Below are 26,627 nucleotides of genomic sequence, written 5' to 3' on the forward strand. Positions count from 1 at the left end.
ACCATCCATCGACAGAAATGATAGGTTTGAATAAATGATATTCGTCTAGAGAATATCCTTCTGTCATCCCGGCGAAGGCCGGGATCTCGCCGGTGCGTCAGGTGGCAAGGTCGAGATCCCGGCCTTCGCCGGGATGACGATACAGAGAGCTTATGCCGGCTTGCCTAACTCCTCGACAATGATGCCGCGCAGCCAGCCGAGCCCGGGATCGGCTTGCGCCGCCTGGTGCCAATAGAGATAGCTGCCGCCGGGTTCGACCGGCAGCGGCAGGTCGACGAGCTGCATCGGCCACATTGCGTCGAGCACGGCGGCGTGCGATTTCGGGAGCGCGAAGAGCATGTCGGACGCGGCGACGATCTGCCACGCGGTGATTGCATGCTGGCAGCGCACCGCGACGCGCCGCGCGAGGCCCATGCGGTCGAGCGCCATATCCTCGATCCCGGGGCCATAGGGCCGCGCCGTCGCGACGATATGATCGAGCGCCAGATAGGTATCGAGGTCGATCGCACCCTCGACGCGCGGATGCCCTTTGCGCGCGACGACGACGAGCGGCTCGGCGCCCAGATAATGGCGGCATAACCGGTCGTCTGCGGGCAGCGCGACGTCGAGCGCAAGGTCGAGATCGCCGTTCGCGAGCATCGTCACGAGCTCGCGGCGCCGGAAGGTCACGCTGGCGAGCGCGACATGCGGCGCCTCGGCGCGCACGCCCGCGACTAGCGAGGAAAAGCGCGGCATTTCGCCCGAGAGGCGCACTCCGATACGAAATTCGCGCGTCGTATGCGCGGGGTCGAACGCGGTCGCCGCATCGAGCGCGGCGTCGAGCCCGCGCAGCGCCTCGCGCACCGGCCCCGCGATGGCGCGCGCGGCGGAGGTGGGGGCGAGGCGATTGCCCTGCCGCACGAAGAGGGGGTCGTCGAACTGCGTGCGCAGCCGCGCGAGCGCGTGGCTGATAGCCGGCTGCGACAGGTTCAGGTGCCGCGCCGCGGCCGACACGCCGCCCTTGGCGAAGATCGCGTCGAAAATGCGCAGCAGGTTGAGATCGAACCGGGCGAGATGCCGCAAGGCCTGCTCCTAGACGAAGCCGGTGCGGGACCGGCGGCCGCCGATCCCGGTTCGATCGCGTCGATCAGTCAATCGTGCTGGCCAGTTCGCGGTTGAGCCACAGCGCGACGAGCGTGCCGAGCGCGCCCGAGAGCAGATAGGCGCCCGCCGCGATCAGCCCGAACTGGCTCGACAGCCACAATGCGACCATCGGCGCGAAGCCTGCGCCGAACAGCCAGGCGAGGTCGGAAGTGAAGGCGGAGCCGGTATAGCGGTGGCGCGGATGGAAGTTCGACGAGAGCGCACCCGACGACTGGCCGAACGACAGGCCGAGCAGCGCGAAGCCGAGGATCATGAATGCCGCTTCGCCGATTTCGCCCGCGCCGAGCAGCTGCGGCGCGAAGCCGCTGAACGCCGCGATGGCGGCGGCGGTGACCGCGAGCATCGTGCGGCGGCCGACGCGGTCGGCGAGAATGCCCGACGCGACGATCGCAATGACGCCCACGACCGCGGCGATCGCTTCGATAACCAGGAAGCGCACCGGGCTTTCGTCGGTGAACAGGAACACCCACGACAGCGGGTAGACGGTGACCATATGGAACATCGCGAAGCTGGCGAGCGGCGCGAAGGTGCCGATGACGATCGTCTTCCATTCCGACCGCACCGTTTCGAGCAGGGGCGCGGGTTCGAGCGCGCGGTTCTCGAACAGCTCGGCATATTCGGGGGTGACGACGATACGCAGCCGCGCGAACAGCGCGACGACGTTGATCGCGAAGGCGACGAAGAAGGGATAGCGCCAGCCCCAGGCGAGGAAATCCTCGGCGGGAAGCGCGGCGATCAGGAACATGAAGAGCAGGCTGGCGACGATCAGGCCGAGCGGCGCGCCGAGCTGCGGGATCATTGCGTACCAGCCGCGGCGGTTTTCGGGCGCGTTGATCGCGAGGAGGGAGGCGAGGCCGTCCCACGATCCGCCGAGAGCGACGCCCTGGCCCATGCGGAACAGCGCGAGAAACAGCGCGGCGCCGATGCCGACCGACTCGTAGCTCGGCAGGAAGGCGATCGCCGCGGTCGATCCGCCGAGCAGGAAAAGCGCGATAGTAAGTTTAGCGCCGCGGCCATAGGCGCGGTCGATCGCGGTGAAGATGATCGTGCCGACTGGGCGCGCGACGAAGGCGAGGGCGAAGATCGCGAAGGACCAGAGCGTGCCCGTCAGCGGGTCGAGATGCGGGAAAACGAGCTTCGGGAACACCAGCACCGACGCGATCGCATAGACGAAGAAGTCGAAGAATTCCGACGTCCGCCCGATGATGACGCCGATCGCGATCTCGGCGGGGTCGATGCGGTGGCTGCCGTCCTCGGCGCCGTGGAGGGCGCGGGCGTCGCGTTCGGCCTCGGTGGTGGGAACGGTGTCGGCAGCCATGGTAACAATCCTTGAGCTGGCGCCGTTCGCAGGACAGGATGCGACGGCACGAGTCGGTCATAGGGCAAAAGCGCCCGGAATGAAAATGCCCCTGCGCGATGACGAGCGGTCGCGGGATTGGACAAAATGTCCTATGTGCAGTGCAGCAATGGAGGGTTAGGCGCGCATCATGCCAAGCAATCTCCCCCGTTTTTCCGCCCGATTGCGGCTGTTGCCGCTACTCGCCGCGCTGCCCCTCTTGTCGGGCTGCGGGCTGATCGTGCTCGACCCCGCCGGGGACATCGCGCGCCAGCAGGGCGATTTGATCGTCCTGTCCACGGTGCTGATGCTGCTGATCATCGTGCCGGTGATGGGCCTGACGATCTTCTTCGCGTGGAAATATCGCGCGTCGAACAAGGAGGCGACCTACAAGCCCGACTGGGACCATTCGACGCAGCTCGAACTCGTCATCTGGTCGGCGCCGCTGTTGATCATCATCTGCCTCGGCGCGGTGACGTGGGTCGCGACGCACCTGCTCGATCCCTATCGCCCGCTCGCGCGGACGGGTCCGGGCCAGCCTGTCGCGGCGGAGGTCCAGCCGCTCGACGTGCAGGTCGTCGCGCTCGACTGGAAATGGCTGTTCATCTATCCCGAACAGGGCGTCGCGACGGTGAACGAACTGGCGCTGCCGGTGAACCGGCCGGTGCGCTTCCGCATCTCCTCTTCCTCGGTGATGAACAGCTTTTACGTGCCCGCGCTCGCAGGGCAGATTTATGCGATGCCGGGCATGGAAACCAAGCTGCACGGCGTGTTCGACAAGACCGGCGAATATGAAGGCTTTTCGGCCAATTATTCGGGCTGGGGCTTTTCGAACATGCGCTTTGCGGTGAAGAGCCTGCCCGCCGGCGAGTTCGATAAATGGGTCGCGACGACGAAAGCCTCGGCGGAAGGCGACCTCAGCCGCAACGTCTATTTGGAACTCGAAAAGCCGACCCACAAGGAGCCCGTCCGCCGGTTTGCGGCGAGCGATCCGCAGCTGTTCGACGCGGTCGTCAACATGTGCGTCGAACCCGGCAAGATGTGCATGCACGACATGATGTCGGTCGACGCTGCCGGCGGCGCGGGGATCGCGGGTATCGGCAACGTCCGGCAGGTGACCTACGACAAGTTCGCCGCGCGCGGCACCGTCGACGTCGCGCGCTGGAGCATGCGTTACGTCGCGGCTTATTGCAGCGCGCCGGTGATGTCGAACGACCGTCCCGACGCGAAGCCGGTCGCCCCGGAAAAGCTGAAGGGCGAGGGGCTTCCGCATCCTTCCAAGCCCGAACGCACGGCGCTTCGCGCACCCGCCGCCGCCGAACGCCCGCTGTCCTGAACGAGCCCGAGATTCCCATGACCATCCCGCATCCCGCACCCGAAACCGGTCCGATCCTCGGCAAGCTGTCGATGGAGGCGCTTCCGCTGCACGAGCCGATCCTTGTCGTCACCTTCATCGGCGTCGTCCTTGGCGGCATCGCGGTGCTCGGCCTGATCACCAAATATCGTCTCTGGGGATATTTGTGGAAGGAATGGTTCACCACAGTCGACCACAAGCGCATCGGGATCATGTACATGATCCTGGGGCTTATCATGTTCCTGCGCGGCTTTGCCGACGCGATCATGATGCGGCTCCAGCAAGCGATGGCGTTCGGCGGGTCCGAAGGCTATCTCACCCCGCACCATTATGACCAGGTGTTCACCGCGCACGGCGTGATCATGATCTTCTTCGTCGCGATGCCGTTCATCACCGGGATCATGAACTATATCGTCCCCCTGCAGATCGGGGCGCGCGACGTCAGTTTTCCCTTCCTCAACAATTTCAGTTTCTGGATGACGACGTCGGGCGCGGTGCTGACGATGATCTCGCTGTTCGTCGGCGAATATGCACAGACCGGCTGGCTGGCCTATCCGCCCTTGTCGGGGATCGCTTACAGCCCCAATGTCGGCGTCGACTATTATATCTGGGGCTTACAGATAGCCGGCGTCGGCACCACCCTGTCGGGCATCAACCTGATCGTCACGATCCTGAAGCTGCGCGCGCCGGGCATGGGGCTGATGAAGATGCCCGTCTTCACCTGGACCTCGCTCTGCTCGAACATCCTGATCGTCGCCTCCTTCCCGATCCTGACCGCGACGCTCGTTCTGCTCAGCCTCGATCGCTATGTCGGCACGAACTTCTTCACCAACGATCTCGGCGGGTCGCCGATGATGTATGTGAACCTGATCTGGATCTGGGGGCATCCCGAGGTCTATATCCTCGTGCTGCCGTTGTTCGGCGTCTTCTCCGAAGTCACCTCGACCTTCTCGGGCAAAAGGCTCTTCGGCTATACGTCGATGGTCTATGCGACGGTGTGCATCACGATCCTGTCGTACATCGTGTGGCTGCACCATTTCTTCACCATGGGATCGGGGGCGAGCGTCAACAGCTTCTTCGGCATCACGACGATGGTGATCTCGATCCCGACGGGGGCGAAGCTCTTCAACTGGCTGTTCACCATGTACCGCGGCCGGATCCGTTTCGAACTGCCGATGATGTGGACGGTCGCCTTCATGCTGACCTTCGTCATCGGCGGCATGACCGGCGTGCTGCTCGCGGTGCCGCCCGCCGACTTCGTGCTCCACAACTCGCTGTTCCTGATCGCGCATTTCCACAATGTGATCATCGGCGGCGTCCTGTTCGGCCTGTTCGCGGCGATCAACTACTGGTGGCCCAAGGCGTTCGGCTTCAAGCTCGACGTTTTCTGGGGCAAGATCAGCTTCTGGTGCTGGGTGGTCGGCTTCTGGGTCGCCTTCACCCCGCTCTATATCCTCGGCCTGATGGGCGTGACCCGCCGGATGCGCGTGTTCGACGACCCGAGCCTGCAGATCTGGTTCGTGATCGCCGGCGTCGGCGCGGCGATCATCGCGGCGGGCATCGGCGCGATGCTGGTCCAGTTCGCGGTGAGCATCTGGCGCCGCAAGGAGCTACGCGAGGAAAGCGGCGATCCGTGGGACGGCCGCACGCTCGAATGGGCGACCAGCTCGCCGCCGCCGGACTACAACTTTGCCTTCACGCCGGTGATCCACGACCTCGACGCCTGGTACGACATGAAAAAGCGCGGGCACCAGCGGCCGGTGGACGGCTATCGCGACATCCACATGCCGTCGAACACTGGCGCGGGGATGATCCTGTCGGGTATCTGCCTGGTGATGGGTTTCGCGCTCGTCTGGCATATCTGGTGGCTCGTCGCGGCGAGCTTCGTCGCGGTGATCGCCGCCGCGATCATCCACACTTTCAACTACAAGCGCGATTTCGACATTCCGGCGGCGACGGTCACCGCGGTCGAGGAAGCGCGCACCCGCCAGCTGGCGGCCGGAGCCTGACCCGATGAGCGCCAAGACCATCACCGCCGACGAAGCCGTCCAGTTCTACGACCTCGACGAGCATGCGCATCCCGAGGGGCACAGCACGATGCTGGGCTTCTGGATCTATCTGATGAGCGATTGCCTCATCTTCGCGATCCTCTTCGCCTGCTACGCCGTGCTCGGCGGCAGCTATGCCGCGGGGCCCGCGCCGAAGGATCTGTTCGACCTCAAGCTCATCGCGCTCAACACCGCGATGCTGCTCTTCTCGTCGATCACCTATGGTTTTGCCGTGCTCCAGATGCAGCAGGGCAGGGTGAAGGGCGTCCAGCTCTGGCTCGCGGTCACCGGGCTGTTCGGGCTCGCCTTCCTCGGGATCGAGCTTTACGAATTCCACCATCTGATCGAGATCGGGGCGGGGCCGCAGCGCAGCGCTTTCCTGTCGAGCTTCTTCACGCTCGTCGGCACGCACGGGCTGCATGTCACCTTCGGCATCGTCTGGCTCGTGACGCTGATGGTCCAGCTCTCGAAGCATGGGCTGATCGCCGCGAACAAGCGCCGCGTGATGTGCCTTTCGATGTTCTGGCACTTCCTCGACGTCGTGTGGATCGGCGTCTTCACCTTTGTCTATCTGATGGGAGTGCTGCGATGAGTGCCGATCCCCACGCCCAGCACGGTCATAACGAGATCGAGATGCCGCACGCGTCGATGCGCGACTATGTCATCGGCTTCGTCCTCTCGGTGATCCTGACCGCCATCCCCTTCTGGCTGGTGATGACGATGCCGCTCAGCGCAGGCGCGACCGGCGCGATCATCATGGGCTTCGCGGTGGTGCAGATCGTGGTCCACATGATCTTCTTCCTCCACATGACGCCCAAGGCCGAGGGCGGCTGGTCGCTGACCTCGCTCGTCTTTACCGTCATCGTCGTCGGGATCATGCTCGCGGGGTCGCTGTGGGTGATGCACCACCTCAACACCAACATGATGCCGATGCCGCACGAACCGACGAGTCAGGTGCTTTGACACCGGCCCGCCGCGCGGCCTTTGCCGCGGCGGCGCTGATCGCGGCGATCGGCCTTGCGGCGCTCGGCGCTTGGCAGATCGAGCGGCGCGCGTGGAAGCATGAGCTGATCGCGGCGGTCGATGCGCGCATTCATGCGCCGCCGGTTGCGGCACCGGGGCCGGATGGCTGGAATGCGGTCAACGCCAGGGACGACGCCTATCGGCGCGTCACCGCGACCGGAGTTTTCCGGCACGATCGCGAGACGCTGGTGCAGGCCGTGACCGAACGCGGGGCGGGATATTGGGTGGTCACCCCGCTCGAAACCCCCGATTTTACGCTGCTGATCAATCGCGGCTTCGTTCCCAAGGAGCGGCGCGATGCGAAGACGCGGGCGGCCGGCCATGTCTCGGGCCCGGTGACGGTGACCGGGCTGCTGCGCGTTTCCGAGCCTGGCGGCGGCTTTCTCCGCTCGAACGATCCGGCGACCGGCCGCTGGTTCTCGCGCGATGTCGCGGGAATCGCGAAGGCGAAGAGGCTCGGCAGGACCGCGCCCTATTTCGTCGATGCCGATGCCGCGCCGAACCCCGGCGGCTATCCGGTCGGGGGGCTGACGGTGGTGCGTTTTCGCGACCATCATCTGGTCTATGCGCTGACCTGGTTCGCGCTTTGTGCGCTCAGCCTCTTTTTCGCGTGGCGGCTGTGGCGTATTCGCGAATGATGACCGACCCGACGATCCTGCCGGCCGCGCCCGCCCGGGCTCCTGCGGGCCGCCGCAATATGACGCTGCTGATCCAGTTGCGCTGGCTCGCGGTCGGCGGGCAGCTCGCGACGATCGGGGTGGTCAGCGGGCCGATGGGGATTTCGCTGCCGCGTGCGCCTTTGCTCGCCGCGATCCTCGTGCTGATCGCGATCAACTTCGCGAGCGCCGCCTTGCTCCGCCGCGGTCGCGGCGTGACCAATGCCGAACTCACCGCGGCGCTGCTGTTCGACGTCGCGGCGCTCGGCTGGCAGCTTCACCATAGCGGCGGGCTCGCCAATCCCTTCGCCTCGCTCTTCCTGCTCCAGATCGTGATCGGCGCGATCCTGCTCACGCCGCGCTCGTCATGGGCGATCGTTGTCGCGGCATTGGCAGCGCTTGCGGCGCTGCGTGTCGATCCGACGCCGCTCGTCCTGCCGCTTGCCTATGCGGACGATCCGATGGGGCTTTATCTGCAGGGCAGCTTCGTCTGCTTCCTGCTGATCGCGGTGCTGCTCGTCGCCTTCGTCACGCGGATCAGCCGCAACTTGCGCGACAGCGACGCCGCGCTCGCCGCCAGTCGCCAGCGCGCGGCCGAGGAGGATCATATCGTGCGCATGGGCCTGCTCGCGTCGGGCGCGGCGCACGAACTCGGCACGCCGCTGTCGACGCTGTCAGTGCTGATCGGCGACTGGCAGGCGGCGCCGCGGCTGAAAGACGACCGCGAGTTGCAGGAAGACCTCACCGACATGGATGCGGCGGTGCAGCGGTGCAAGGCGATCGTCAGCGGCATATTGATGTCGGCGGGCGAGGCGCGGGGCGAAGCGCCGCAGCTGACCACGATGCGCGCCGCATTTAACGAGATCGTCGCGCACACGCGTGCGGTGCGTCGCCCCGGCACGGTCGAATTCAACGACCGCTTCGGCGCCGACGTCGCGATCGTCTCCGACCCCGCGCTGCGGCAGGTGATCGGCAACGTTCTCGACAACGCAGCCGAGGTGTCGCCCGACTGGACCAGCTTCACCACGTCGCGTGACGGCGACATGCTGGTGATCGAGATCGCCGATCGCGGGCCCGGCTTCAGTGCCGAGATGCTCGAGAATTTCGGCCAGCCCTACCGATCGACCAAGGGGCGCCCCGGCGGCGGGCTCGGCCTGTTCCTGCTGGTCAATGTGCTGCGCAAGCTCGGCGGCGGCGCCAGCGTCGCCAATCGCGATGCGGGCGGCGCGCTGGTGCGGATGTTCCTGCCGATTTCGGCGCTCGCCCCGCCCGGTGGAGAGAAGGCATGACCCACACCCCAGGCGGCCCGCGCCAATTGCTGATCGTCGAGGATGACGACGCCTTCGCCCGCACGCTGAAACGCTCGTTCGAGCGGCGCGGCTATGCGGTAGAGGCCGCGCACAGCCCCGAGGAGATGGACGCGCTGCTCGCGACGTTCCGGCCGGGCTATGCGGTGGTCGACCTCAAGCTCGGCGGCGCGTCGGGGCTTGCGTGCGTGCAGACGCTGCGTGCGCTCGATCCGACGATGAAGATCGTCGTGCTCACCGGCTTTGCGAGCATCGCGACCGCGGTCGAGGCGATCAAGCTCGGCGCCTCCTATTATCTCGCCAAGCCGTCGAACACCGACGATATCGAAGCGGCATTTGAACGATCGGAGGGCAATGCCGAAACGCCGCTCAATGCGCGTCCCTCGTCGATCAAGACGGTCGAGTGGGAGCATATCCACCAGACGCTGGTCGAGACCGATTTCAACATTTCGGAAACCGCGCGCCGGCTGGGGATGCACCGGCGCACCTTGGCGCGAAAGCTGGAGAAAAGGCAGATTCGCTAGGCGAGGGCAATGCCAGCCTCAATCGTCATCCCGGCCTTCGCCGGGATGACGGATGAGGGGGGATGGTCTTGCGCCTACTTCTTCTCCACCAGTTCGCGCTCCAGGAAGCCGTGGAGCATCGCGGCACGCACCGCATCCTCGGCATGGTCGGCGCCGACCGAATGGCCGCCCTCGATATATTCGTGATAATAGACGCGGCTGCCGTTCTCCATCAGCCGCGCGGCGAATTTGCGCGCGTGGCCGGGGTGGACGCGGTCGTCCTTGGTCGACAGGTAGAGAAAGATCGGCGGGTATTTCACGCCCTCGCGGATGTTGTGATAGGGCGAATATTTCGACAGGTACGCCCAATCCTCGGGCACGTCGGGATCGCCATATTCGGCGACCCACGAGGCGCCGGCGAGCATCTTGTCATAGCGCCACATATCCTTGATCGGTGAGCCCGAGATCACCGCGCCATAAAGGTCGGGGCGCTGCGTCATCGCCGCGCCGACGAGCACGCCGCCGTTCGAGCGACCCGAGATCGCGATCTTGCCTTTGGCGCTGACGCCGGTCTTGACCAAATCCTCGGCGACCGCGTGCAGGTCGTCGAAGCTGTCCTGGCGTTTTTCGCGCAGCGCCGCCTGATGCCAGGCGGGGCCATATTCGCCGCCGCCGCGAATATTGGCGAGGATATAGGCATTGCCGTCCTCGACCCAGAACAGTCCAAGCGGACCGGCGCGATAGGGCTGGCCGGTGAGATAGCCCGGCGTCTGCGCGGCGCGAAAGCCGCCATAGGCGTGAATGAGCGCGGGGACCGGCGCCTCGCCGTCCGATTTCTTGCGGACGAGGAAATAGGGAATTTTGGTGCCGTCCTTCGAGGTCGCGAACCGCTTTTCGACCAGCATGTCCTTGGCGTCGAAGGTCGCGGGCAAGCTCTGCACCGCTTGCGGCTCGCCGGTTTCGGCGGCGGCGTAGAGCGTCGGCGGCATCAGCATCGTCTCGGCGGTCGCGAGCACGATGTCGCGCTTGCCGATCGTCCCGGCGATCGTCACGGTCGCCTTGTCGGCGAGCGGAACCTCCTTCTGGCTCCATTTACCGGTCGCGGGGTCGCGGCGCAGCGCGAAGAGCTTGCCCTCGACATCGTCGAGCGCCTTGACCCACAGGATATTGTCGGTCGCCGCGACATTTTCGATTGCCTGTGCTTTCGTCGGGGTCATCGCGGTGACGATCGGCACCTTGCGGTCGGCCGACATGTCCTCGATCGAGAGCGAAACGAGCGAGCCTGCCGGGATGTTCGCCCAGTCCCGGTTGAGGAAGATGATCAGCTGTCCGTCGACGATGTCGCGGACGCTCGCGGTATCGGGGATAATCGTCGAGATATAGCGCGAGGCGTCGATGTTCGGCAGTTTGATGTCGGCGGTATAGAAGGTCTTGCCGCGGCTGATCATCGGCCAGCGCTTGTCGCCGTCGACGAGTGCGAAGACGTTCATCCCGACATCCTCATGCTCGCCCTCGGCCAACGTTTCGGCGGCCGAAAGCGGGGTGCCGCGTTTCCAGCGCTTGACGATGCGCGGATAGCCCGACGTGGTCATGCTGCCCTCGCCATAGTCGGTCGCGACGAGCAGCGTGTCGACGTCCTCCCACGTCACGCTGCTCTTCGCCTGCGGCAGGTTGAAGCCGCCGTCGACGAAGCTTTTCGTCGTGCGGTCCCATTCGCGGACGATGTCGGCGTCGGTGCCGCCGGGGCTCAGCGACACGAGGCAGCGCTTATATTCGGGGGCAAGGCAGTCGGCGCCATGCCAGACCCAGCTCTGCTTCTCGGCCTTGCCGAGCGCGTCGACGTCGATCAGCGTCGTCCAGACGGGTTTCCCGGCAAGATAGGCGTCGAGCGGGCTCTGCCGCCACAGCCCGCGCGGATTGCTCTCGTCGCGCCAGAAATTGGTGATCGTCTGGCCCATCACCTCGCCCGGCATCGCGATCTGGCGATCGTCATCGAGGATGGCGCGCGCGCGCTTGCGATCGGCCTCGAAGCCGGGGCGTGTGACGATCAGCTTGTCGGTTGCCGCATTTTCCTTTTTGACCCAGTCCAGCGCCTTCGCGCCCTCGATATCCTCGAGCCACAGGTAAGGGTCGTCGTCCTGCGGCGCGGCCGCTGCGACGGCGGCGAGGGAACAGCTGAGGGCAAGCGCGGCAAGGCTGGCGCGGATCATTCGATTATCTCCCCTGGGGCATGGTGCCGCTGTGCTAGCAGCATTACACACCCCGAGGGAAGATGGCGAAGCGGCTATTGGTCGATGATGATCGTGCCCGGATGATGCTTGTCGAGATGCTTCTTGATGATCTTGAGGTTCCGCGTGTTCGAGCGGAAGAAGAAGTCGAAAGCGTCGCCGACGAGCGGCACCGCGCCGAGCGCGGTATCGACGCCGAGATTGCCGATCATCCGCCAGATTTTCCATTTCGGCATGCCGAGGTTGCGCGCTTCCCAGATGAGGTAGGCGCCCATCGTCGCCGCGATCACGTCGCCAACGACGGGGACGAGGCCGACGATCGCGTCGAGCCCGACGGGGCGGTTGATACCGGGGATGACGAAGCTGCGTTCGAGCAGAATTTCGAGCGTCTCGACGCGCTTGCGCAGCGCGGCCGGGTCGGTCCGGTTCGCGATCAGCGCGTCGAAGATCGCGTCGGGGTTGGGGGGCGAGGGGGCCATCGGGGTCCTTTCAAAAGCGCCCGAACTTGAAGCGCCACTGTATTAGTTAGGTAAGTCGATCAGATGATTCAATGGGTGCTGCGCGCGGCCGTTGGCGCGCAGCCCGGTCAGGCGCTGCGACGCGACCGACCAGCGCAGCGGCGTCGCGATCGGAATGAAGGGCGCGTAACGCGCGAGCACCTTCTCGGCGTCGCTGATCTGCTGGCGGCGCTGGCCGATGTCGATGTTGGCGGTCGCCAGCGCGATCAGGTCCTGCGCCTCGCGATTGCACAGCGTGTCGCGCCGGCACGACAGGCGGCGCAGCGCCCAGATCGGATCGTCGTTCGGCGCAACCTCGTCGATCAGGCGCAGGTCGGCTTTCGACGCCATCGCGACGCGGCGGCTCGGCACGCCGATCGCGTTGAAGTCGGCGGCGACATAGGCGAACAATATGCGCCCGCCCGGGGTGTCGGGAACCGCGATGCGCAGCGGTTCGATCTCGCGTCCCGCGGCGCGCCACGCATCGACCACGCGCTTCGCTTGGGCAAGGCGCGAGGCTTCGTCGAATTCGGCCCAGGCGGGAACCAGCGGCACCGGGCCGCCATCGCGCGCGTAGAGCGCGGGGCGCAGCGTGACCTGCTGCTGCCACTCGGCGAGACCAAAGGCTTCGATCAGCCGCTCGCGTCGCACCGCGCGGACGAGCGCGTCGCGGTTGACGTCGGTCGCGAGGAAGCCCTCGGCGCGCACGAAAGACAGACCGAACAGCCCGGGCACGGGATCGACGACGAGGCGCGAGCGGCCGATGTTCGACGCCACAAAATAGGGCAGGGTCGAAAAGCGGCCGCCGATCACCCCGTCGGCATAGCCATTTTTGAACCGCGCGACCGCGCCCTCGGGCGAGGTGCCGACGAGTTCGATCGCGGCGGCGGGGTCGTTCGCCGCCGCCTCGGCGGCCTCCGGATCTTCGGCGAGCGGGTCGGGAACGGGCGAGAGTCGCACCGCATTTCCGATCTTGCGCGCGCGCATCGGGCCCCAGCCCATGCCCTTGTTGACGATCGCCATCGACGGCTGGGCGAGCAGTTCGAGGAGCGCGGGTTGCGGCACCGAGAGGCGGATTTCGATCACAGCGTCGGTCATCGCCTTGATCGTCTCGACCTCCGGAAAATCGTCCTTGAGGATGTGGCGGCTGGAAGGCGCGAGGTGGGAGCGCAGGATCTCGGCGACATCCTCGGCCGTCACCTTGCGCCCGTTGGTCCATTTGGCTTCGCGGAGGCGGAAAATATAGCTGCGCCCGTCGGTGGTGACGGTCCAGCGATCGGCGAGGCCGGTGTCGATCTGACCCTCGCCGTCATAGCTGACGAGCCCCTGCGAGGTCGCGTCGAGCAGCGCGGCGTTGGCAGCCGACAATTCGCCGGAAAGCGGCGTCGCGGCGAGGTTGAGCGTGCCGATCGCGGCGATCTTGACGGGGCCGCGCTCGCCGAACAGGTCGCAACCGGCGAGGCTCAAGGCGATCAGGATGGTGAGGCCGATATCGTGGCCGTGGCGCGTCTTTCTCTTGGCCGGGTGATCGTCTTGGTGCGGCATGGCAGGCATCATAATGATAAGCGGTAAAACCGGAAGCGGTCATCCGGACCGCAGCATAAGTTGCTGGAAAAGTTCGAGCCTCCAGGTGTCATTTCGTCGTTGCCGGGCGCATTATTTCGGCATCGCCATATGCGGACGCGAGCTGCACCCCCTTGGCATAGTCGATCAGCAACCGGAAATAGCCCGGCGTGAAGCGGGTCGACACGCGCGATCCATCGGGCGCGGTTTCGAATTCGGTCATGCCATGCTCGGCCTTGGGGAAGACAGCGAGGGTAATCGGCTGGCCTGCGGCGATCAGCCCTTTGATCCGCCGGGCGGTTTCACCCGCCGGCGCGTCAATATCCTGCCCGCCGAGCGCCCAGAGCTGCGGCACGTCGACCGCGCGGAGCGTCGGCATCGGGTCGTAGTGGACCGGCGTGCCGAACCGATAGACCTGCCCCTTGGTCCTGATCTCTTCGGCGGCCATGCCAAGGATGAGGTGGGTGTAGTTGCCGTAGACATCCTTGTACCACGGGGCATTGCGATAGCGCGCCCGGACCGCGTCGAGCTCCTCGATCCCGTCGCTCATGCCGCTTGCGAAGATGCGGGTTGTCGCGGCGCCGATTTCCTGCGCCTTGGCGATCACGTCGGGGCCATAGCCCTTAAGCCCCATCTGAAACGCGATGGCTTCGCGATCCTCGTCGGCGACCGACACCGCGAGGCCGAAGCTGACGATCAGAAAATCGACCTGCGTCCGCGTCGCCGCGAGCGGCGCGATCCAGCCGCCCTGGCTCGGCCCCTGAAAACCGAAGCGCGTCCCGCGTGCGCCCGCCATCCGCCGCGTCTCGGCGAGCGCGGCGACAGCGTCGTCGGCGAGCAGCGAAAAGACCTGCGTATATTTGTCGCCCGACGCGCCAGTGCCGCGCTTGTCATAGACGAAGGCGCCGATGCCCGCGGCGGGAAGCATGCGCTGCAGCGCATTGGTATCGCGCGCCGACGCGAATTCCGCGCCGTGGAGCAGCACGACGATCGGGACGGGCTCGTCGCCGGGCGGCATCACCAGCCGGCCGACGAGGCGGGTGCCGTGGCTGGTGAAGCTGGTCTCGCGCGTTTCGAGCGCGATCCGCTGCCCGCTGCGCTCGCCGAACTGCATCGTTTCCGCCGCGCAGTCGAAACGGACCGTCAGCCCGTCGGGGCGCCCCGTCCAGCCGGTGGTGCCCGCCCAGTGATCGCCATCGCGTTTCAACTCGCCGCTCGCCCCGTCGAGACCGCGCCAGCGCAGCGCGCCTTCGCTCGCCGCGGCGACGTCGATGACGCCGCCGTCGGAAAGGCGATATGCGCCCTGCGCGCAGTCGGTTTCGGCCGCGGCGGCCGGGGCTGCGACGAGCAAGGCGGCGATCAGGGCAGCCAGATGCCGTGAAATGGCGTCGTTGCCGCGAAGCGTGGATTTGGCTGTCAGCATGAGGCCTCGTGCGTGAAACATGGTGCGGACGGCGGGACTTGAACCCGCATGACACTAGGCCGGCAGATTTTAAGTCTGCTGCGTCTACCGATTTCGCCACGTCCGCGCCGGGGCTTGGTCAAGCCGATGGGCGGGGTGAGGTCAAGCGATGTTTGGCGCTTCACGCGATGCGGCGGCTGGGCTAAACGCATGGCATGACAGTGGTTCTCCAGATTTCCGGCCTCGGAAAAATATATAAGAGTGGTCATAAAGCGCTGAGCGATGTCGACCTTTCGATCAACAAAGGCGAGATTTTCGCGCTGCTCGGGCCGAACGGCGCGGGCAAGACGACTATGATCAGCATCGTCTGCGGCATCGTCACGCCCAGCGCGGGGACGGTCACCGTCGGCGGACATGATCACGCCCGCGACTATCGCGCCGCGCGCGCGATGATCGGGCTGGTGCCGCAGGAGCTCCATACCGATGCGTTCGAAAGCGTGATGGCGACGGTCAGCTTCTCGCGCGGATTGTTCGGTAGGCCCAAGGACACGGCGTTCGTCGAGCAACTGCTCAAGGATCTGTCGCTGTGGGACAAGCGCGATTCCAAGATTATGGAATTGTCGGGTGGGATGAAGCGCCGCGTGATGATCGCCAAGGCGCTCTCCCACGAACCCGAAATCCTGTTTCTCGACGAACCCACCGCGGGCGTCGATGTCGAGCTGCGCCGCGACATGTGGAACATGGTGCGCGGTTTGCGCGAGCGCGGGGTCACGATCATCCTCACCACCCATTATATCGAGGAGGCCGAGGAAATGGCCGACCGCGTCGGGGTGATCACCGGCGGGCGGCTGATTCTGGTCGAGCAGAAGGACGAGTTGATCAAGAAGCTCGGGCGCAAGACGCTGACGCTCAACCTCGCCGAACCGCTCTTGGCGATCCCCGACGAGCTGGCGCAGTGGAAGCTCGAACTTGCGGGCGAGGGCAATGAGCTGGTCTATGAGTTCGACAGCCGCGCCGAGGCCACCGGGGTGCCGTCGCTGCTGCGGCGGATGACCGACATCGGCGTAGCGTTCAAGGATCTGCACACAAGGCAAAGCTCGCTCGAGGATATTTTCGTCGGGCTGGTTCACGAATCGAACGGTACGAAGGGAGAAGCCGCATGACCGCGAACTGGCGCGGCGTGCGCGCGATCTACGCTTTCGAAATGGCGCGCTTCGGGCGCACCTTCTGGACCAGCCTGATGCTGCCTGTGATCACCACCGCGCTCTATTTCGTCGTCTTCGGATCGGCGATCGGCAGCCGGATGACCGAGGTCAGCGACGTCCCCTATGGCGCCTTCATTGTTCCCGGGCTGATGATGCTGACGATGTTCACCGAAAGCATCAGCAACGCGTCGTTCGGCATCTATATGCCCAAATGGACGGGCACGATCTACGAGATGCTGTCGGCGCCGCTGTCGCCGCTCGAAACGGTGATCGCCTATGTCGGCGCGGCGGCGACAAAGTCGGTGGTCATTGGATCGATCATTTTCGCGACCGCGCATCTGTTCGTCGACGTGCAGGTGGCGCACCCGCTGCTGATGGCTGCCTTCATGATCCTGATGGCGGTGACATTCTGCCTGTTCGGCTTCATCATCGGCATCTGGGCGCAAAGCTTCGAACAGCTTCAGGTCATCCCGATGCTCGTCGTCTATCCGCTGACCTTTCTGGGCGGCGCCTTCTATTCGCTCGACATGCTGCCCGCGGCGTGGCGGACGGTGACTTTGTTCAATCCCGTCGTCTATCTGATCAGCGGGTTCCGCTGGACCTTCTTCGGCAAGGGCGACGTCGGGATCGGAGTGAGCATGGGCGCGGTCGCGCTTTTCCTGGCGCTGTGCCTCGGCGTGATTTTCTGGATGTTCCGCACCGGATACCGGCTCAAGAACTGAGGCAATGCCGACCACAAACAGCGTGTCATTCCGGCGAAGGCCGGAATCTCGACGTGGCGTCCCGGGGTTGCGGTGAGATCCCGGCCTTCGCCGGGATGACGAGAAAAAGGTCGGTTGCTCAGCTGTTCAAACGCTCGCGCATTTCCTTGCCGGGTTTGAAATAGGGCACGTTTTTCGCCTTCACATCGACGGCGGCTCCGGTGCGGGGATTGCGACCGGTGCGCGATTCGCGCGCGCGGGTCGAGAAGGCGCCGAAGCCGCGGAGTTCGACGCGGCCGCCCGCCGCGAGCTGATCGACAATGGAATCGAAAAAGGCATCGACGATACGCTCGACTTCCTCGAGCCGCAAATCGCTGTTTTCGTTCGCGATCTTTTGAACCAGTTCTGACCGGATCATGTGCTTCCCCTAATATATACAGCCACGCATTTCCCGCCGAGGCGGGTTCCGGTCGTTGCCGGCCCCTAGTGCGTGAGACCCCTCCCAACGCACTGCGAAGGTATCACGAATCACTGTCCGGTCAAAAATATATCACGATAAGAAAAAGGCCCGCAGAGGGACACTCTGCGGGCCTTTGCTGTGCCTGACGGCGGAAGGAGGATCAGTCCTTCTTGCCGGCCTTCAGCGCTTCGCCGAGGATGTCGCCGAGCGACGCACCCGAGTCCGACGAGCCGTACTGCGCGACGGCTTCCTTCTCTTCGGCGATCTGCATCGCCTTGACCGAGAAGTTCGGCTTTTTCGAACGGTCGAAACCGATGACCATCGCGTCGAACTTCTGACCGACCTGATAGCGTTCGGCGCGCTGTTCGTCGCGGTCGCGGCCAAGGTCGGCGCGCTTGATGAAGCCGGTGGCGCCATCTTCGCCGGCCTGCACTTCGAGGCCGTTGTCGCGGACTTCGAGGACCGAGACAGTGACGATGTCGTTTTTCTTCAGCGAACCCGCTGCGGCAACGCCGCCGCCAACGGCCGGGGCGCCCTTTTCAAGCTGCTTGATGCCGAGGCTGATGCGTTCCTTCTCGACATCGACGTCGAGAACGACGACCTGCACGGCCTCGCCCTTGCGGTGGAGGTGCAGCGCTTCTTCGCCCGAGATGCCCCACGCGATGTCCGACATGTGGACCATGCCGTCGACGTCGCCCGGCAGGCCGACGAACAGACCGAATTCGGTCGCGTTCTTGACTTCGCCTTCGACGACCGAGCCGACCGGGTGGGCTTCCGCAAAGGCGCCCCACGGATTCGACTGGGCCTGCTTGAGGCCGAGGCTGATGCGGCGCTTGTCGCTGTCGACTTCGAGGACGATGACGTCGACTTCCTGGCTCGTCGAAACGATTTTGCCGGGGTGGACGTTCTTCTTGACCCACGACATTTCGCTGACGTGGACCAGGCCTTCGATGCCGGCTTCGAGTTCGACGAACGCGCCGTAATCGGTGATGTTCGTGACCGTGCCGGTGAGCTTGGCGCCGACCGGATATTTGGCGGCGACGCCTTCCCACGGATCGCTTTCGAGCTGCTTCATGCCGAGGCTGATGCGCTGCGTGTCGCGGTTGATGCGGATGATCTGGACGCGGACGGTGTCACCGATGTTGATGACTTCGCTCGGGTGGTTGACGCGCTTGTAGCTCATGTCGGTGACATGGAGCAGGCCGTCGATGCCGCCGAGGTCGACGAACGCACCATAATCGGTGATGTTCTTGACCGCGCCTTCGATGATCTGGCCCTCTTCGAGGTTCTGGATCAGGCCCGAACGCTGTTCGGCGCGCGTTTCCTCGAGGATGGCGCGGCGCGACACGACGATATTGCCGCGGCGGCGATCCATCTTGAGGATCTGGAAGGGCTGCGGCAGGTCCATGAGCGGGCCGACGTCGCGCACGGGGCGGATGTCGACTTGCGAACCCGGAAGGAACGCCACGGCGCCGCCGAGGTCGACGGTGAAGCCGCCCTTGACGCGGCCGAAGATGACGCCTTCGACGCGGGCTTCCTTGTTGAATTCTTCTTCGAGGCGGTCCCACGCGGCTTCGCGGCGAGCACGGTCGCGCGACAGCATGGTTTCGCCATTGGCGTTTTCGACGCGGTCGACATAGACTTCGACTTCGTCGCCGACGTTGAGGTCGGCCTTCTGGCCCGGCATCGCGAATTCGCGAAGCGGCACGCGGCCTTCGCTCTTCAGGCCGATGTCGATCACTGCCAGGTCGTTCTCGATCGCGGTCACGGTGCCCTTGACGACGCGGCCTTCAAAGCCGCCATCAGCACCACCCAGCGATTCGTCGAGCATCGCGGCGAAATCGTCGCGCGACGGAAAAGCCGTAGAGGCCATAGAGTGTTTTCCTTACTTTATTTGTTCCGGCCAAGCGGTTGGTTCCGCTGGTCTTGTGGCCGATCCGTCCTGCCCGCCGGATGCGGAGCATGACATCCTTCGAACCTTTCGCAGGGCAAGGCAGGGGCAAAGCAAAAGGGGCGCGATGGGTGAGCCCCGTCGCGCCCGACGCTCGAGTCTGGAGCGGCGGTTTGTCCGTGCCTCGACCGGCAAATAGCCCGTCGGACGGCGCGCATATAGTCCGCAGCCCTTGCAAAAGCAAGGCGGAAAGCCGGTTCTAGGTTGTATCGACATTCAGCCGTGGCGGTCTGCAAATGGCGGCCTTCCGCGCTTCCGGTGCTCACGTGCAGAAAGCACGCTGCGCTCCGGGTCACGGAAAACCACCATTTTCGACTCGCCATCTTCTGAATGTCGATACAGCCTAGCCCCGTGCCTTGCGGCGCTCCTCGACGAAGGCGATCGCGGCGGCAATCGCGGCGTCGCGGTCCATCTCGCTATTGTCGAGCAGCATCGCGTCCTCGGCGCGAAGCAGCGGCGCGTCGGCGCGGCCGGTGTCGCGCGCGTCGCGCGCATGGACGTCGGCGAGCACCGCGTCGAAACTGACCTCGACGCCGCGCGCGACCATCTCGGCATGGCGGCGGCGCGCGCGTTCCTCGGGCGAGGCGGTGACGAACAATTTGGCGTCGGCGTGCGGGGCGATCACCGTGCCGATGTCGCGCCCGTCGAGCACCGCGCCGCCCGGCTGGTTCGCGAAATCGACCTGGCGCTGGAGCAGCGCGGCGCGCACCGCGGGATGGACCGACGCGCGGCTGGCGAGGCTGCCCGTGCTTTCGAAACGCAGCGCCGGATCGTCCAGCAGGCGGTTCGGAAAATCGCACGCGGCGAGCGCGTCGGTGGCATTGTCGGGATCGCCGTGGTTGAGCTGGGTCTGATAACCGACCGCCCGATAGAGGAGGCCCGTGTCGAGCACGGGGAGACCGAAATGCGCCGCGAGCGCCCGGGCAATCGTGCCCTTGCCCGACGCGGTGGGACCGTCGACCGCGATAATCATTGCTGCAAGCCCGCCAGCAGCGTTTCGAAATTGGGGAAGCTGGTCGCGACCGGCGCGATGTCGTCGATCGTCACCGGCGCTTTGCTGACAAGGCCCGCGACCGCGAAGCTCATGCAGATGCGGTGGTCGAGATGGCCGGCGATGGTCGCTCCGCCGGGCAGCGGGTCGCCGCCGGTGCCGTCGATGACGAGGCCGTCTTCGCTTTCCTCGACGCGCGCGCCGATCGCTTTCAGGCCGGCCGCCATCACGGCGAGGCGGTCGCTTTCCTTGACGCGGAGCTCGTCGAGCCCGGTCGTCACCGTGCGGCCCTCGGCGAGCGCGGCGGCGACGAACAGGATCGGGAATTCGTCGATCATGCTCGGCGCGACGGCGGGATCCACCGCGATGCCCTTGAGGTTGCTGTGGCGGACGCGCAGGTCGGCGACGGGCTCGCCGCCGACTTCGCGCGCATCGAGGAGGGTGATGTTGCCGCCCATCGCCTGCAGCACCTCGACAAGGCCCGCACGCGTCGGGTTCAGGCCGACATTGGCGATGGTGACGTCCGATCCGGGCACGACCAGCGCCGCGACGATGAAGAAGGCTGCGGACGAGGGGTCGCCGGGGACGACGATCGTCTGCGGTCGCAATTCGGCTTCGCCGCGAATGCGGATATGTCGCGTGCCGCCGCTATCGGTCTCGACGGTCAGCTCGGCGCCGAAACCGCGCAGCATGCGCTCGCTATGGTCGCGCGTTGGCACCGGCTCGATCACCTCGGTAATGCCGGGCGTGTTGAGCCCCGCAAGCAGCACCGCGCTCTTCACCTGCGCCGACGCCATCGGCAGGCGATAGGAAAGGGGGATGGCGGGAGCGAGGCCGCGGACCATCAGCGGCAGGCGGCCTCCCGGCGAGGCGCTGATGTCGGCGCCCATCTGCGCCAGCGGATCGATGACGCGGCCCATCGGGCGCCCCGACAGGCTGGCGTCGCCGACGAAGGTCGCGGTGATCGGGTGGCTCGCGACGAGGCCCATCAGCAGGCGGGTCGAGGTGCCGCTGTTGCCCATGTCGAGCGCTTCGCGCGGCTGGAGCAGTCCGCCGACCCCGACGCCGTGGATGCGCCATTCGCCGTCGTCCCGCCGTTCGATCGTCGCGCCCATCGCGCGCATCGCGGCTGCCGTCGCGAGGACATCATGCCCCTCAAGCAGACCGGCGACGCGGCTTTCGCCGACCGCAAGCGCCGACAGCATCAGCGAGCGGTGCGAGATGCTCTTGTCCCCCGGGATCGCGATCCTGCCTTTGAGCGGAACGGAAGCGGAAAAGCTGCGCGGCGTGGCGGTTTGATCGGTCATGGCGTGCGGCTTTTGACAGCGGCCTTGCAATCTGGCAAGGCGCACGCCGATTTGACGGATAGCTATTCAGGTGCCGTCGCTTTTCCGATATTTCTATCCTGTTTCCAAAGGATTATGAGGCGTTTATGATTAAGGCTGAATGGGGCACGAAGCGCAGCTGCCCGAAATGCGCCACCCGATTCTATGATTTGACCAAGGATGATCCGATCAGCTGCATCAATTGCGGCTATAGCTGGATCCCGGAATCGGTCCTGAAATCGAAGCAGCCGATGCCGTTCGAGGAAGCCGAGAAGCCCGGCAAGGTCGCGAAGGAAGAAAGCACCGACGAGGATCTGGATCTGGACGTCGATGTCGACGAGGACAGCGATTCGCCGGACAATGACGTCGATCTGGGCGGTGACGACGATCTGGGCGTGGCCACCGGCGACGACGAGGACGACGAAAGCTGATAATTCCCGGGTTTTGATTTCGGGGGGCTAAAAAAGCTTCGAAAGATGATTTGGCCCCTTGCATCACGCGGCGGCGCTGCTAAAGGCGGCGTCCCGGTCGCAGCAGCCAGCGATATTGGCGAGGGCGACACGCGAAATGGCACGGGGCCTTAGCTCAGCTGGGAGAGCGCCTGCATGGCATGCAGGAGGTCAGCGGTTCGATCCCGCTAGGCTCCACCATTACAAAAAAGGCCCGCGAAAGCGGGCCTTTTTTTGGTCTGCGGTCTGCCGTCGAACTGGATGGCGAGGTCTGCTTTGGGCTGGGGAGCTGCCCTAAGCTCCTCCCTGTCGCGCAGCGATGGGGAGGTTGCAGCGGCGGAGCCGCTGACGGAGGGGCGTTAGCGCGACTTCGCGGCCCCTCCACCGCCGCTTCGCGATGGTCCCCCTCCCCACGGCTTCGCCGCAGGGAGGATTTAACGTCCGCTCCTGGTCGCTACCGCCATTCCGCTGCATCGCGATACCGCTATTCGGCCGCTTCTTCCTTGTCGAACAGCGGTGCCAGTTCGATCGAGTCGGCGAGCGTGATGCGGTCGAGGATCGCCGCGGTGTCGTCGCGAACCCGGAGCATCAGGCTGCGCATCCGGCAATCCCGTTCGGGCAGGCAATTCTTGCAATGCTCATGCGCATTTCGGCTTGCGCAGGGGACGAGCGCGAGCGAACCGCGCGTCAGCCGGACGAGGTCGCCATAGCTGATGTCGATCGGCGGTAGGGCGAGCTGATAGCCGCCGTCGCGCCCGCGCTGCGAGATGAGCAGGCCTTCGCGCGCCATTTCGGACAGGATAACGGTCAGGAATTTGGGCGGGATGTTCTGGGCGTCCGCGATATCCGCAAGCTGCACCTGCCCTTTGCCCCAATGGTCGGCAAGGTGCTGGAACGCGCGGATCGTATAGCGGGTCTTCTGCGAGAGCATGGCGGCGTTACTGTGACATAATCGACCTTAATTCAACCTGTCTGGATGACAAATGTTGCACGGTTGATGAAAATCACAGCGGGTGGCATGAACCCGTCTATAAATGGTCGCATGGTGGCCCGGAACCGGGCGCGACAAGGGTGGATGAGATGATGCGGAAATTATTGGCGACTCCCGCCGTGCTGGCGGCCTGCCTGCTCGCGGTGGCGCCCGCGCAGGCGCAGTTCGGCAGCCTGCTTCGCAAGGTGACGACCCCGGCGCCCAAGCCGAGCGAAGACGACAATGGCGGCTGCCCCAAGGGCAAGAAGGGCAGCGGCATCGGCCGCAACATATTGGGCAATGTCATCAACGACGCGGTCGGCGACGTGGCGAGCAAGGCCGGCGTCTACTCCTATGTGCCGATCGCGGAGGTGAGCGGGACGCTGACCGACGCGATCGCCTGCCGCCTCGACCCCGCCGAGCAGGTGCAGGCGGCGGCTGCGACCGAGGAGGCGACGCGCGGCGAAGAGGTGGGCGCGACCGCCAACTGGACGAGCGAGACGCGCGCGAACGTCAGCGGGTCGTCGACCGTGGCTTCGATCAACGTCGAAGGCGGCGGGCGGCGCTGTATGAACGTCACCGACTTCATCATCGTTGAGGGCGAAGAAACGCGCGTGACCAAGCGGATGTGCAAGGAACCGGGACAAGCGCGATATGTGGTCGCGGCATGAAGCGGCTGGCCCGCCTTTCGATGGCTACCGCCGCGCTCCTCGCGCTCGGCGCCAAGCCGGCGATGGACCCGGTCAACCCGACCTGTCCGCTCAATCCGGGCTGGTCGACCAACCCGCAGATGCAATTCACCTATTTCGAAAAGGACGGATGGAAGATCATTAAGGGCGAGGGGCGTATCGACAAGGATGTCGTGCCCCGGCTCAAGGCCGTGCTCGCCAAGCATCCGGGGCTCGATGAAATATGGCTCAGTTCGCCCGGAGGCGATGCGCGCGCTGGCAATGAAGCGGGCCGCCTGATCCGCGACACGCTGGACGTCATCACGCGGATTCCTTCGGGTTGGGCCTGTTACAGCGCCTGTAACTTCATGTTCATGGGCGGGCGATCGCGCACGATCGATCCCGGCGGTCAGTTCATCGTCCATATGTTCACGCGGACCGGCGATCGCAGCACGATCGACTATAGCGTCGCCATGGGAACCGACGCGACCACCGAACTGATCGGCGAAATCGAGCAGGATGCGGCGCAGCTTGCGAGCGAAGATAATGACTTTATGATCCGCATGTTCCTATCCCGCGAACTGCTCACCGATATCATGTACAAGCAGAAAGCGGTGAAAGGCAGCGGTGCCGACAAGTCGACCCGCCGCTGCCTTACCATGGATGAAGCGCTCAAATATGGCGTCGTGAACGCCACATTTGATTAGATATTAACCTTCGCCCACATTGGGTGGGGTTTCGAAGCCTCCACCGCCTTCCATCCAATACCGTTCTAGCAGCTCCGCAACGTAATCCGATAGGGAGGTAACCTCTAGAGAATTGAAGTCGTCGTACATCGTGATACTTCCGTCATCGACCCAGCTGACTTGGCCGGTCGTATCGGGGCCGATCTGGCCGATCTCTTCCTATCTAGGATTTACACTTCCGTCCTCGTTTTTAGTTTTGGCGAGCACGATGAAAGCGGTGTATTCTTCACCGTTAATCATCTGAGGAAACAGCGAAAGTAATGATTGTTTCGATGATAACCTCTTATGTCATTTCTTTCTCTTCCATTATTAAGAATTTACATGACGAATAGCTACGCATATCTCTCAGCTCATCAAATCGTCTCGCTCCCCTGTCAGGGAACATATATAGAACAAAAGGTTCATAATGTCAATAATAATAACCATATAGGTGAGTTTCTTTTTTGCGCTTGTTGTTGACGCTGGTGTTGCGCCCGGCGACCGAATCCATCAAACTGCGAGATAAGGGAGAGGCTGCCATGAACGACATGACGCACGATCACGCCACATTCCGCTCGATGATCGACGGGACGCAGGAGGATTGGGACATTATCGCGCGCGAGCAGAAGGAGTTCGCGCCGAACAATGGCAAGCGCATCCTCGAACATCTGAAGCTGCTCGGCGGCGATTATGGCGGCTTTCCGGTCGACCGGCTCGAGCATTGCCTGCAGACCGCGACGCGCGCGCACCGGGATGGCCGCGACGAGGAATATGTCGTGATGGCTTTGCTCCACGACATCGGCGACACCCTCGGCGCGTTCAACCATCCCGACGTCGCGGCGGCGATCCTCAAACCCTTTCTGTCGGAAGAAAATCTCTGGATCGTCCAGCATCACGGCATCTTCCAGGGCCATTATTTCTTCCACTATCTCGGGCTCGACCGCGACATGCGCGACCAGTTCCGCGATCATCCCTATTATGCCGCGTGCGCCGAATTCTGCGAGAAGTACGACGCGCCGGCCTTCGATCCCGATTATGCTAGCGAGTCCCTCGAATTTTTCGAGCCGATGGTGATGCGGCTTTGCTCCTATCCGCGCACGAGCATCTACAAGAGGGTGATGGTCGAGGAAGCGGCGGAGTAGATCTGCCGTCGCTCCCGCGAAGGCGGGGTCCGCTATCGGTAGGCGCGAGGCGGCCAGCGGCCCCCGCCTTCGCGGGGGCGACGCTTACTTATCGACCCTTGAACGCGGTCTTGCGCTTCTGCTGGAATGCCATGATGCCTTCCATCGCGTCGGCGCTGTTGCCCGCGATATACTGTCCCTTGGCTTCGGCATCGAGCGTTTCCGAATAGCTTTGCGACAATCCTTCGCGCAGCACACGGCGCATCGTACCGAGCGACACCGTCGGGCCGTTCGCGAGCCGCGCCGCGAGCGCCTTCGCCTCGGTCATCAGCTCGGCGTCCTCGACGCATTTATAGATCAGGCCCCAGTCGGCGGCCTGCTCGGCTCCGATCTTCTCGCCCAGCATCATCATCTGCGTCGCGCGCGGCAGGCCGATCAGGCGCGGCAGCAACCACGACGAACCGCCGTCGGGAACCAGCCCGATGTTGACGAACGCCTGCAGGAAATAAGCGCTCTTGCCCGCGATCGTGAAATCGCCCGACAGGCCGAAGCTGCACCCGACCCCCGCCGCGGGGCCGTTGACCGCGACGACCACCGGAACCTCGACATTGGCGAGCGCCAGCAGCATCGGGTTATAATGGTTGCGCAGCGCCTTGCGGCTGTTGGCGCCGCCGCCGACCGCCGACCCGCTGCGATCGCCCGCAAGGTCCGCACCCGAACAGAAACCGCGTCCCTCGCCGGTGATCAGCAGCGCGCGCGCGCCCAGAATGGGCAGGTAATCGAGCGCCGCGCGAATGTCGTCGGCCATCGCGGGCGGCATCGAATTGAGCCGGTCGGGGCGATTGAGGGTGATCGTCGCGACATGGTCGGCGACGTCGAACTTGATCGTGTCGAAGCTGGGAACATCGGTCATGGGGAAGAATCCTCTCGCGGGTGCTTTACCTTTACGTTCACGTAAAGATGTGACGCATTTGGGAGGGGAGTGCAAGGGGGAGGGGGGA

At 64.6% G+C, this 26,627-nt stretch carries 25 protein-coding genes and 2 tRNA genes; 14 read left to right on the top strand and 13 right to left on the bottom strand.

Going from position 1 to position 26,627, the window contains the following annotated elements; all coding sequences use genetic code 11:
- Nucleotides 1-150: 150 nt before the first annotated feature.
- Both FG95_RS01785 and FG95_RS01790 read right to left on the bottom strand, forming a co-directional pair.
- Nucleotides 151-1,062: a LysR family transcriptional regulator gene (locus FG95_RS01785; protein WP_037553514.1), complete on the bottom strand. Its 912-nt coding sequence runs from the start codon at nucleotides 1,060-1,062 to the stop codon at nucleotides 151-153.
- 64 nt (nucleotides 1,063-1,126) lie between these two features.
- Nucleotides 1,127-2,461, bottom strand: a complete 1,335-nt coding sequence (locus tag FG95_RS01790) for an MFS transporter (protein ID WP_037553515.1) — start codon at nucleotides 2,459-2,461, stop codon at nucleotides 1,127-1,129.
- A 169-nt stretch (nucleotides 2,462-2,630) separates the two neighbouring features.
- Here FG95_RS01790 and cyoA point away from each other — a divergent pair, with 169 nt between their 5' ends.
- Genes cyoA through FG95_RS01825 form a run of 7 tightly spaced genes read left to right on the top strand, consistent with a single transcriptional unit; the run spans nucleotide 2,631 to nucleotide 9,391 of the window.
- Nucleotides 2,631-3,815 (top strand): ubiquinol oxidase subunit II, encoded by a 1,185-nt coding sequence (cyoA, locus tag FG95_RS01795; RefSeq protein ID WP_052181993.1) that lies wholly within the window; start codon nucleotides 2,631-2,633, stop codon nucleotides 3,813-3,815.
- Nucleotides 3,816-3,832: 17 nt separating this feature from the next.
- Nucleotides 3,833-5,842, top strand: coding sequence for a cytochrome o ubiquinol oxidase subunit I (gene cyoB, locus FG95_RS01800; protein ID WP_037553517.1), 2,010 nt, complete (start codon nucleotides 3,833-3,835; stop codon nucleotides 5,840-5,842).
- A 4-nt stretch (nucleotides 5,843-5,846) separates the two neighbouring features.
- The gene (gene cyoC / locus FG95_RS01805; RefSeq protein ID WP_037553519.1) at nucleotides 5,847-6,473 is read left to right on the top strand and encodes a cytochrome o ubiquinol oxidase subunit III; all 627 of its coding nucleotides are present in this window, start codon (nucleotides 5,847-5,849) and stop codon (nucleotides 6,471-6,473) included.
- Nucleotides 6,470-6,844: a cytochrome o ubiquinol oxidase subunit IV gene (gene cyoD / locus FG95_RS01810; RefSeq protein ID WP_037553520.1), complete on the top strand. Its 375-nt coding sequence runs from the start codon at nucleotides 6,470-6,472 to the stop codon at nucleotides 6,842-6,844. Before cyoC ends, cyoD begins: the two co-directional genes overlap by 4 nt.
- A complete protein-coding gene (locus tag FG95_RS01815; protein WP_037553521.1) occupies nucleotides 6,841-7,542 on the top strand; it encodes an SURF1 family protein in 702 nt (233 codons plus the stop codon). Before cyoD ends, FG95_RS01815 begins: the two co-directional genes overlap by 4 nt.
- Nucleotides 7,542-8,849 carry an ATP-binding protein gene (locus tag FG95_RS01820; protein ID WP_037553522.1) on the top strand — a complete coding sequence of 436 codons (1,308 nt, stop codon included), beginning with the start codon at nucleotides 7,542-7,544 and terminating at the stop codon, nucleotides 8,847-8,849. The genes FG95_RS01815 and FG95_RS01820 overlap by 1 nt, the downstream gene beginning before the upstream one ends.
- Nucleotides 8,846-9,391 (top strand): response regulator transcription factor, encoded by a 546-nt coding sequence (locus FG95_RS01825; RefSeq protein WP_037553523.1) that lies wholly within the window; start codon nucleotides 8,846-8,848, stop codon nucleotides 9,389-9,391. The genes FG95_RS01820 and FG95_RS01825 overlap by 4 nt, the downstream gene beginning before the upstream one ends.
- Nucleotides 9,392-9,465: 74 nt before the next feature.
- On the opposite strand, the gene FG95_RS01830 is transcribed toward FG95_RS01825, so the two are convergent.
- From FG95_RS01830 to FG95_RS01850, 5 genes are all read right to left on the bottom strand, one after another.
- A complete protein-coding gene (locus FG95_RS01830) occupies nucleotides 9,466-11,580 on the bottom strand; it encodes a prolyl oligopeptidase family serine peptidase (protein WP_037553524.1) in 2,115 nt (704 codons plus the stop codon).
- A 74-nt stretch (nucleotides 11,581-11,654) separates the two neighbouring features.
- Nucleotides 11,655-12,077: a DUF4112 domain-containing protein gene (locus FG95_RS01835; RefSeq protein WP_037553525.1), complete on the bottom strand. Its 423-nt coding sequence runs from the start codon at nucleotides 12,075-12,077 to the stop codon at nucleotides 11,655-11,657.
- A gap of 42 nt (nucleotides 12,078-12,119) precedes the next feature.
- On the bottom strand, nucleotides 12,120-13,640 hold the full coding sequence (locus FG95_RS01840; protein ID WP_037553571.1) for an ABC transporter substrate-binding protein: 1,521 nt from the start codon (nucleotides 13,638-13,640) through the stop codon (nucleotides 12,120-12,122).
- Nucleotides 13,641-13,728: 88 nt separating this feature from the next.
- Nucleotides 13,729-15,081: an alpha/beta hydrolase family protein gene (locus tag FG95_RS01845; protein WP_152567552.1), complete on the bottom strand. Its 1,353-nt coding sequence runs from the start codon at nucleotides 15,079-15,081 to the stop codon at nucleotides 13,729-13,731.
- 20 nt (nucleotides 15,082-15,101) lie between these two features.
- Nucleotides 15,102-15,187 (bottom strand) — tRNA-Leu (locus FG95_RS01850).
- Between the two features lie 88 nt (nucleotides 15,188-15,275).
- Here FG95_RS01850 and FG95_RS01855 point away from each other — a divergent pair.
- Both FG95_RS01855 and FG95_RS01860 read left to right on the top strand, forming a co-directional pair.
- Nucleotides 15,276-16,223: an ABC transporter ATP-binding protein gene (locus FG95_RS01855; protein ID WP_037553526.1), complete on the top strand. Its 948-nt coding sequence runs from the start codon at nucleotides 15,276-15,278 to the stop codon at nucleotides 16,221-16,223.
- Nucleotides 16,220-16,987, top strand: a complete 768-nt coding sequence (locus FG95_RS01860; RefSeq protein WP_037553527.1) for an ABC transporter permease — start codon at nucleotides 16,220-16,222, stop codon at nucleotides 16,985-16,987. The genes FG95_RS01855 and FG95_RS01860 overlap by 4 nt, the downstream gene beginning before the upstream one ends.
- Before the next feature lie 118 nt (nucleotides 16,988-17,105).
- Here the strand turns inward: FG95_RS01860 and FG95_RS01865 are convergent, their stop codons facing one another.
- The 4 genes from FG95_RS01865 to aroA all read right to left on the bottom strand — a co-directional run bounded on the left by FG95_RS01865 (nucleotide 17,106) and on the right by aroA (nucleotide 21,675).
- Nucleotides 17,106-17,384 (bottom strand): integration host factor subunit beta, encoded by a 279-nt coding sequence (locus tag FG95_RS01865; RefSeq protein WP_037553529.1) that lies wholly within the window; start codon nucleotides 17,382-17,384, stop codon nucleotides 17,106-17,108.
- A 202-nt stretch (nucleotides 17,385-17,586) separates the two neighbouring features.
- Complete coding sequence (gene rpsA / locus FG95_RS01870) at nucleotides 17,587-19,299, bottom strand: 30S ribosomal protein S1 (RefSeq protein WP_037553530.1); 1,713 nt, start codon at nucleotides 19,297-19,299, stop codon at nucleotides 17,587-17,589.
- Nucleotides 19,300-19,720: 421 nt separating this feature from the next.
- On the bottom strand, nucleotides 19,721-20,350 hold the full coding sequence (locus FG95_RS01875; protein ID WP_037553532.1) for a (d)CMP kinase: 630 nt from the start codon (nucleotides 20,348-20,350) through the stop codon (nucleotides 19,721-19,723).
- Nucleotides 20,347-21,675, bottom strand: coding sequence for a 3-phosphoshikimate 1-carboxyvinyltransferase (aroA, locus tag FG95_RS01880; RefSeq protein ID WP_037553533.1), 1,329 nt, complete (start codon nucleotides 21,673-21,675; stop codon nucleotides 20,347-20,349). The genes FG95_RS01875 and aroA overlap by 4 nt, the downstream gene beginning before the upstream one ends.
- Before the next feature lie 125 nt (nucleotides 21,676-21,800).
- Between aroA and FG95_RS01885 the strand changes: the two genes are divergently transcribed.
- Complete coding sequence (locus tag FG95_RS01885; protein ID WP_037553534.1) at nucleotides 21,801-22,124, top strand: TIGR02300 family protein; 324 nt, start codon at nucleotides 21,801-21,803, stop codon at nucleotides 22,122-22,124.
- 143 nt (nucleotides 22,125-22,267) lie between these two features.
- Nucleotides 22,268-22,343: transfer RNA gene (locus FG95_RS01890), tRNA-Ala, on the top strand.
- A 283-nt stretch (nucleotides 22,344-22,626) separates the two neighbouring features.
- On the opposite strand, the gene FG95_RS01895 is transcribed toward FG95_RS01890, so the two are convergent.
- Nucleotides 22,627-23,073, bottom strand: a complete 447-nt coding sequence (locus FG95_RS01895; RefSeq protein WP_037553535.1) for an RrF2 family transcriptional regulator — start codon at nucleotides 23,071-23,073, stop codon at nucleotides 22,627-22,629.
- Between the two features lie 149 nt (nucleotides 23,074-23,222).
- Between FG95_RS01895 and FG95_RS01900 the strand changes: the two genes are divergently transcribed.
- The 3 genes from FG95_RS01900 to FG95_RS01910 all read left to right on the top strand — a co-directional run bounded on the left by FG95_RS01900 (nucleotide 23,223) and on the right by FG95_RS01910 (nucleotide 25,647).
- Entirely contained in the window at nucleotides 23,223-23,783 is a 561-nt protein-coding gene (locus FG95_RS01900) for a hypothetical protein (RefSeq protein ID WP_235211422.1), read from the top strand.
- Complete coding sequence (locus FG95_RS01905) at nucleotides 23,780-24,487, top strand: hypothetical protein (protein WP_037553536.1); 708 nt, start codon at nucleotides 23,780-23,782, stop codon at nucleotides 24,485-24,487. The genes FG95_RS01900 and FG95_RS01905 overlap by 4 nt, the downstream gene beginning before the upstream one ends.
- A gap of 557 nt (nucleotides 24,488-25,044) precedes the next feature.
- Nucleotides 25,045-25,647: an HD domain-containing protein gene (locus tag FG95_RS01910; RefSeq protein WP_037553537.1), complete on the top strand. Its 603-nt coding sequence runs from the start codon at nucleotides 25,045-25,047 to the stop codon at nucleotides 25,645-25,647.
- 88 nt (nucleotides 25,648-25,735) lie between these two features.
- Here the strand turns inward: FG95_RS01910 and FG95_RS01915 are convergent, their stop codons facing one another.
- The gene (locus FG95_RS01915) at nucleotides 25,736-26,539 is read right to left on the bottom strand and encodes an enoyl-CoA hydratase-related protein (RefSeq protein WP_037553538.1); all 804 of its coding nucleotides are present in this window, start codon (nucleotides 26,537-26,539) and stop codon (nucleotides 25,736-25,738) included.
- Nucleotides 26,540-26,627 lie beyond the last annotated feature (88 nt).

The organism is Sphingopyxis sp. LC363, from assembly GCF_000756385.1.
In the GTDB taxonomy this organism is placed as follows: domain Bacteria; phylum Pseudomonadota; class Alphaproteobacteria; order Sphingomonadales; family Sphingomonadaceae; genus Sphingopyxis.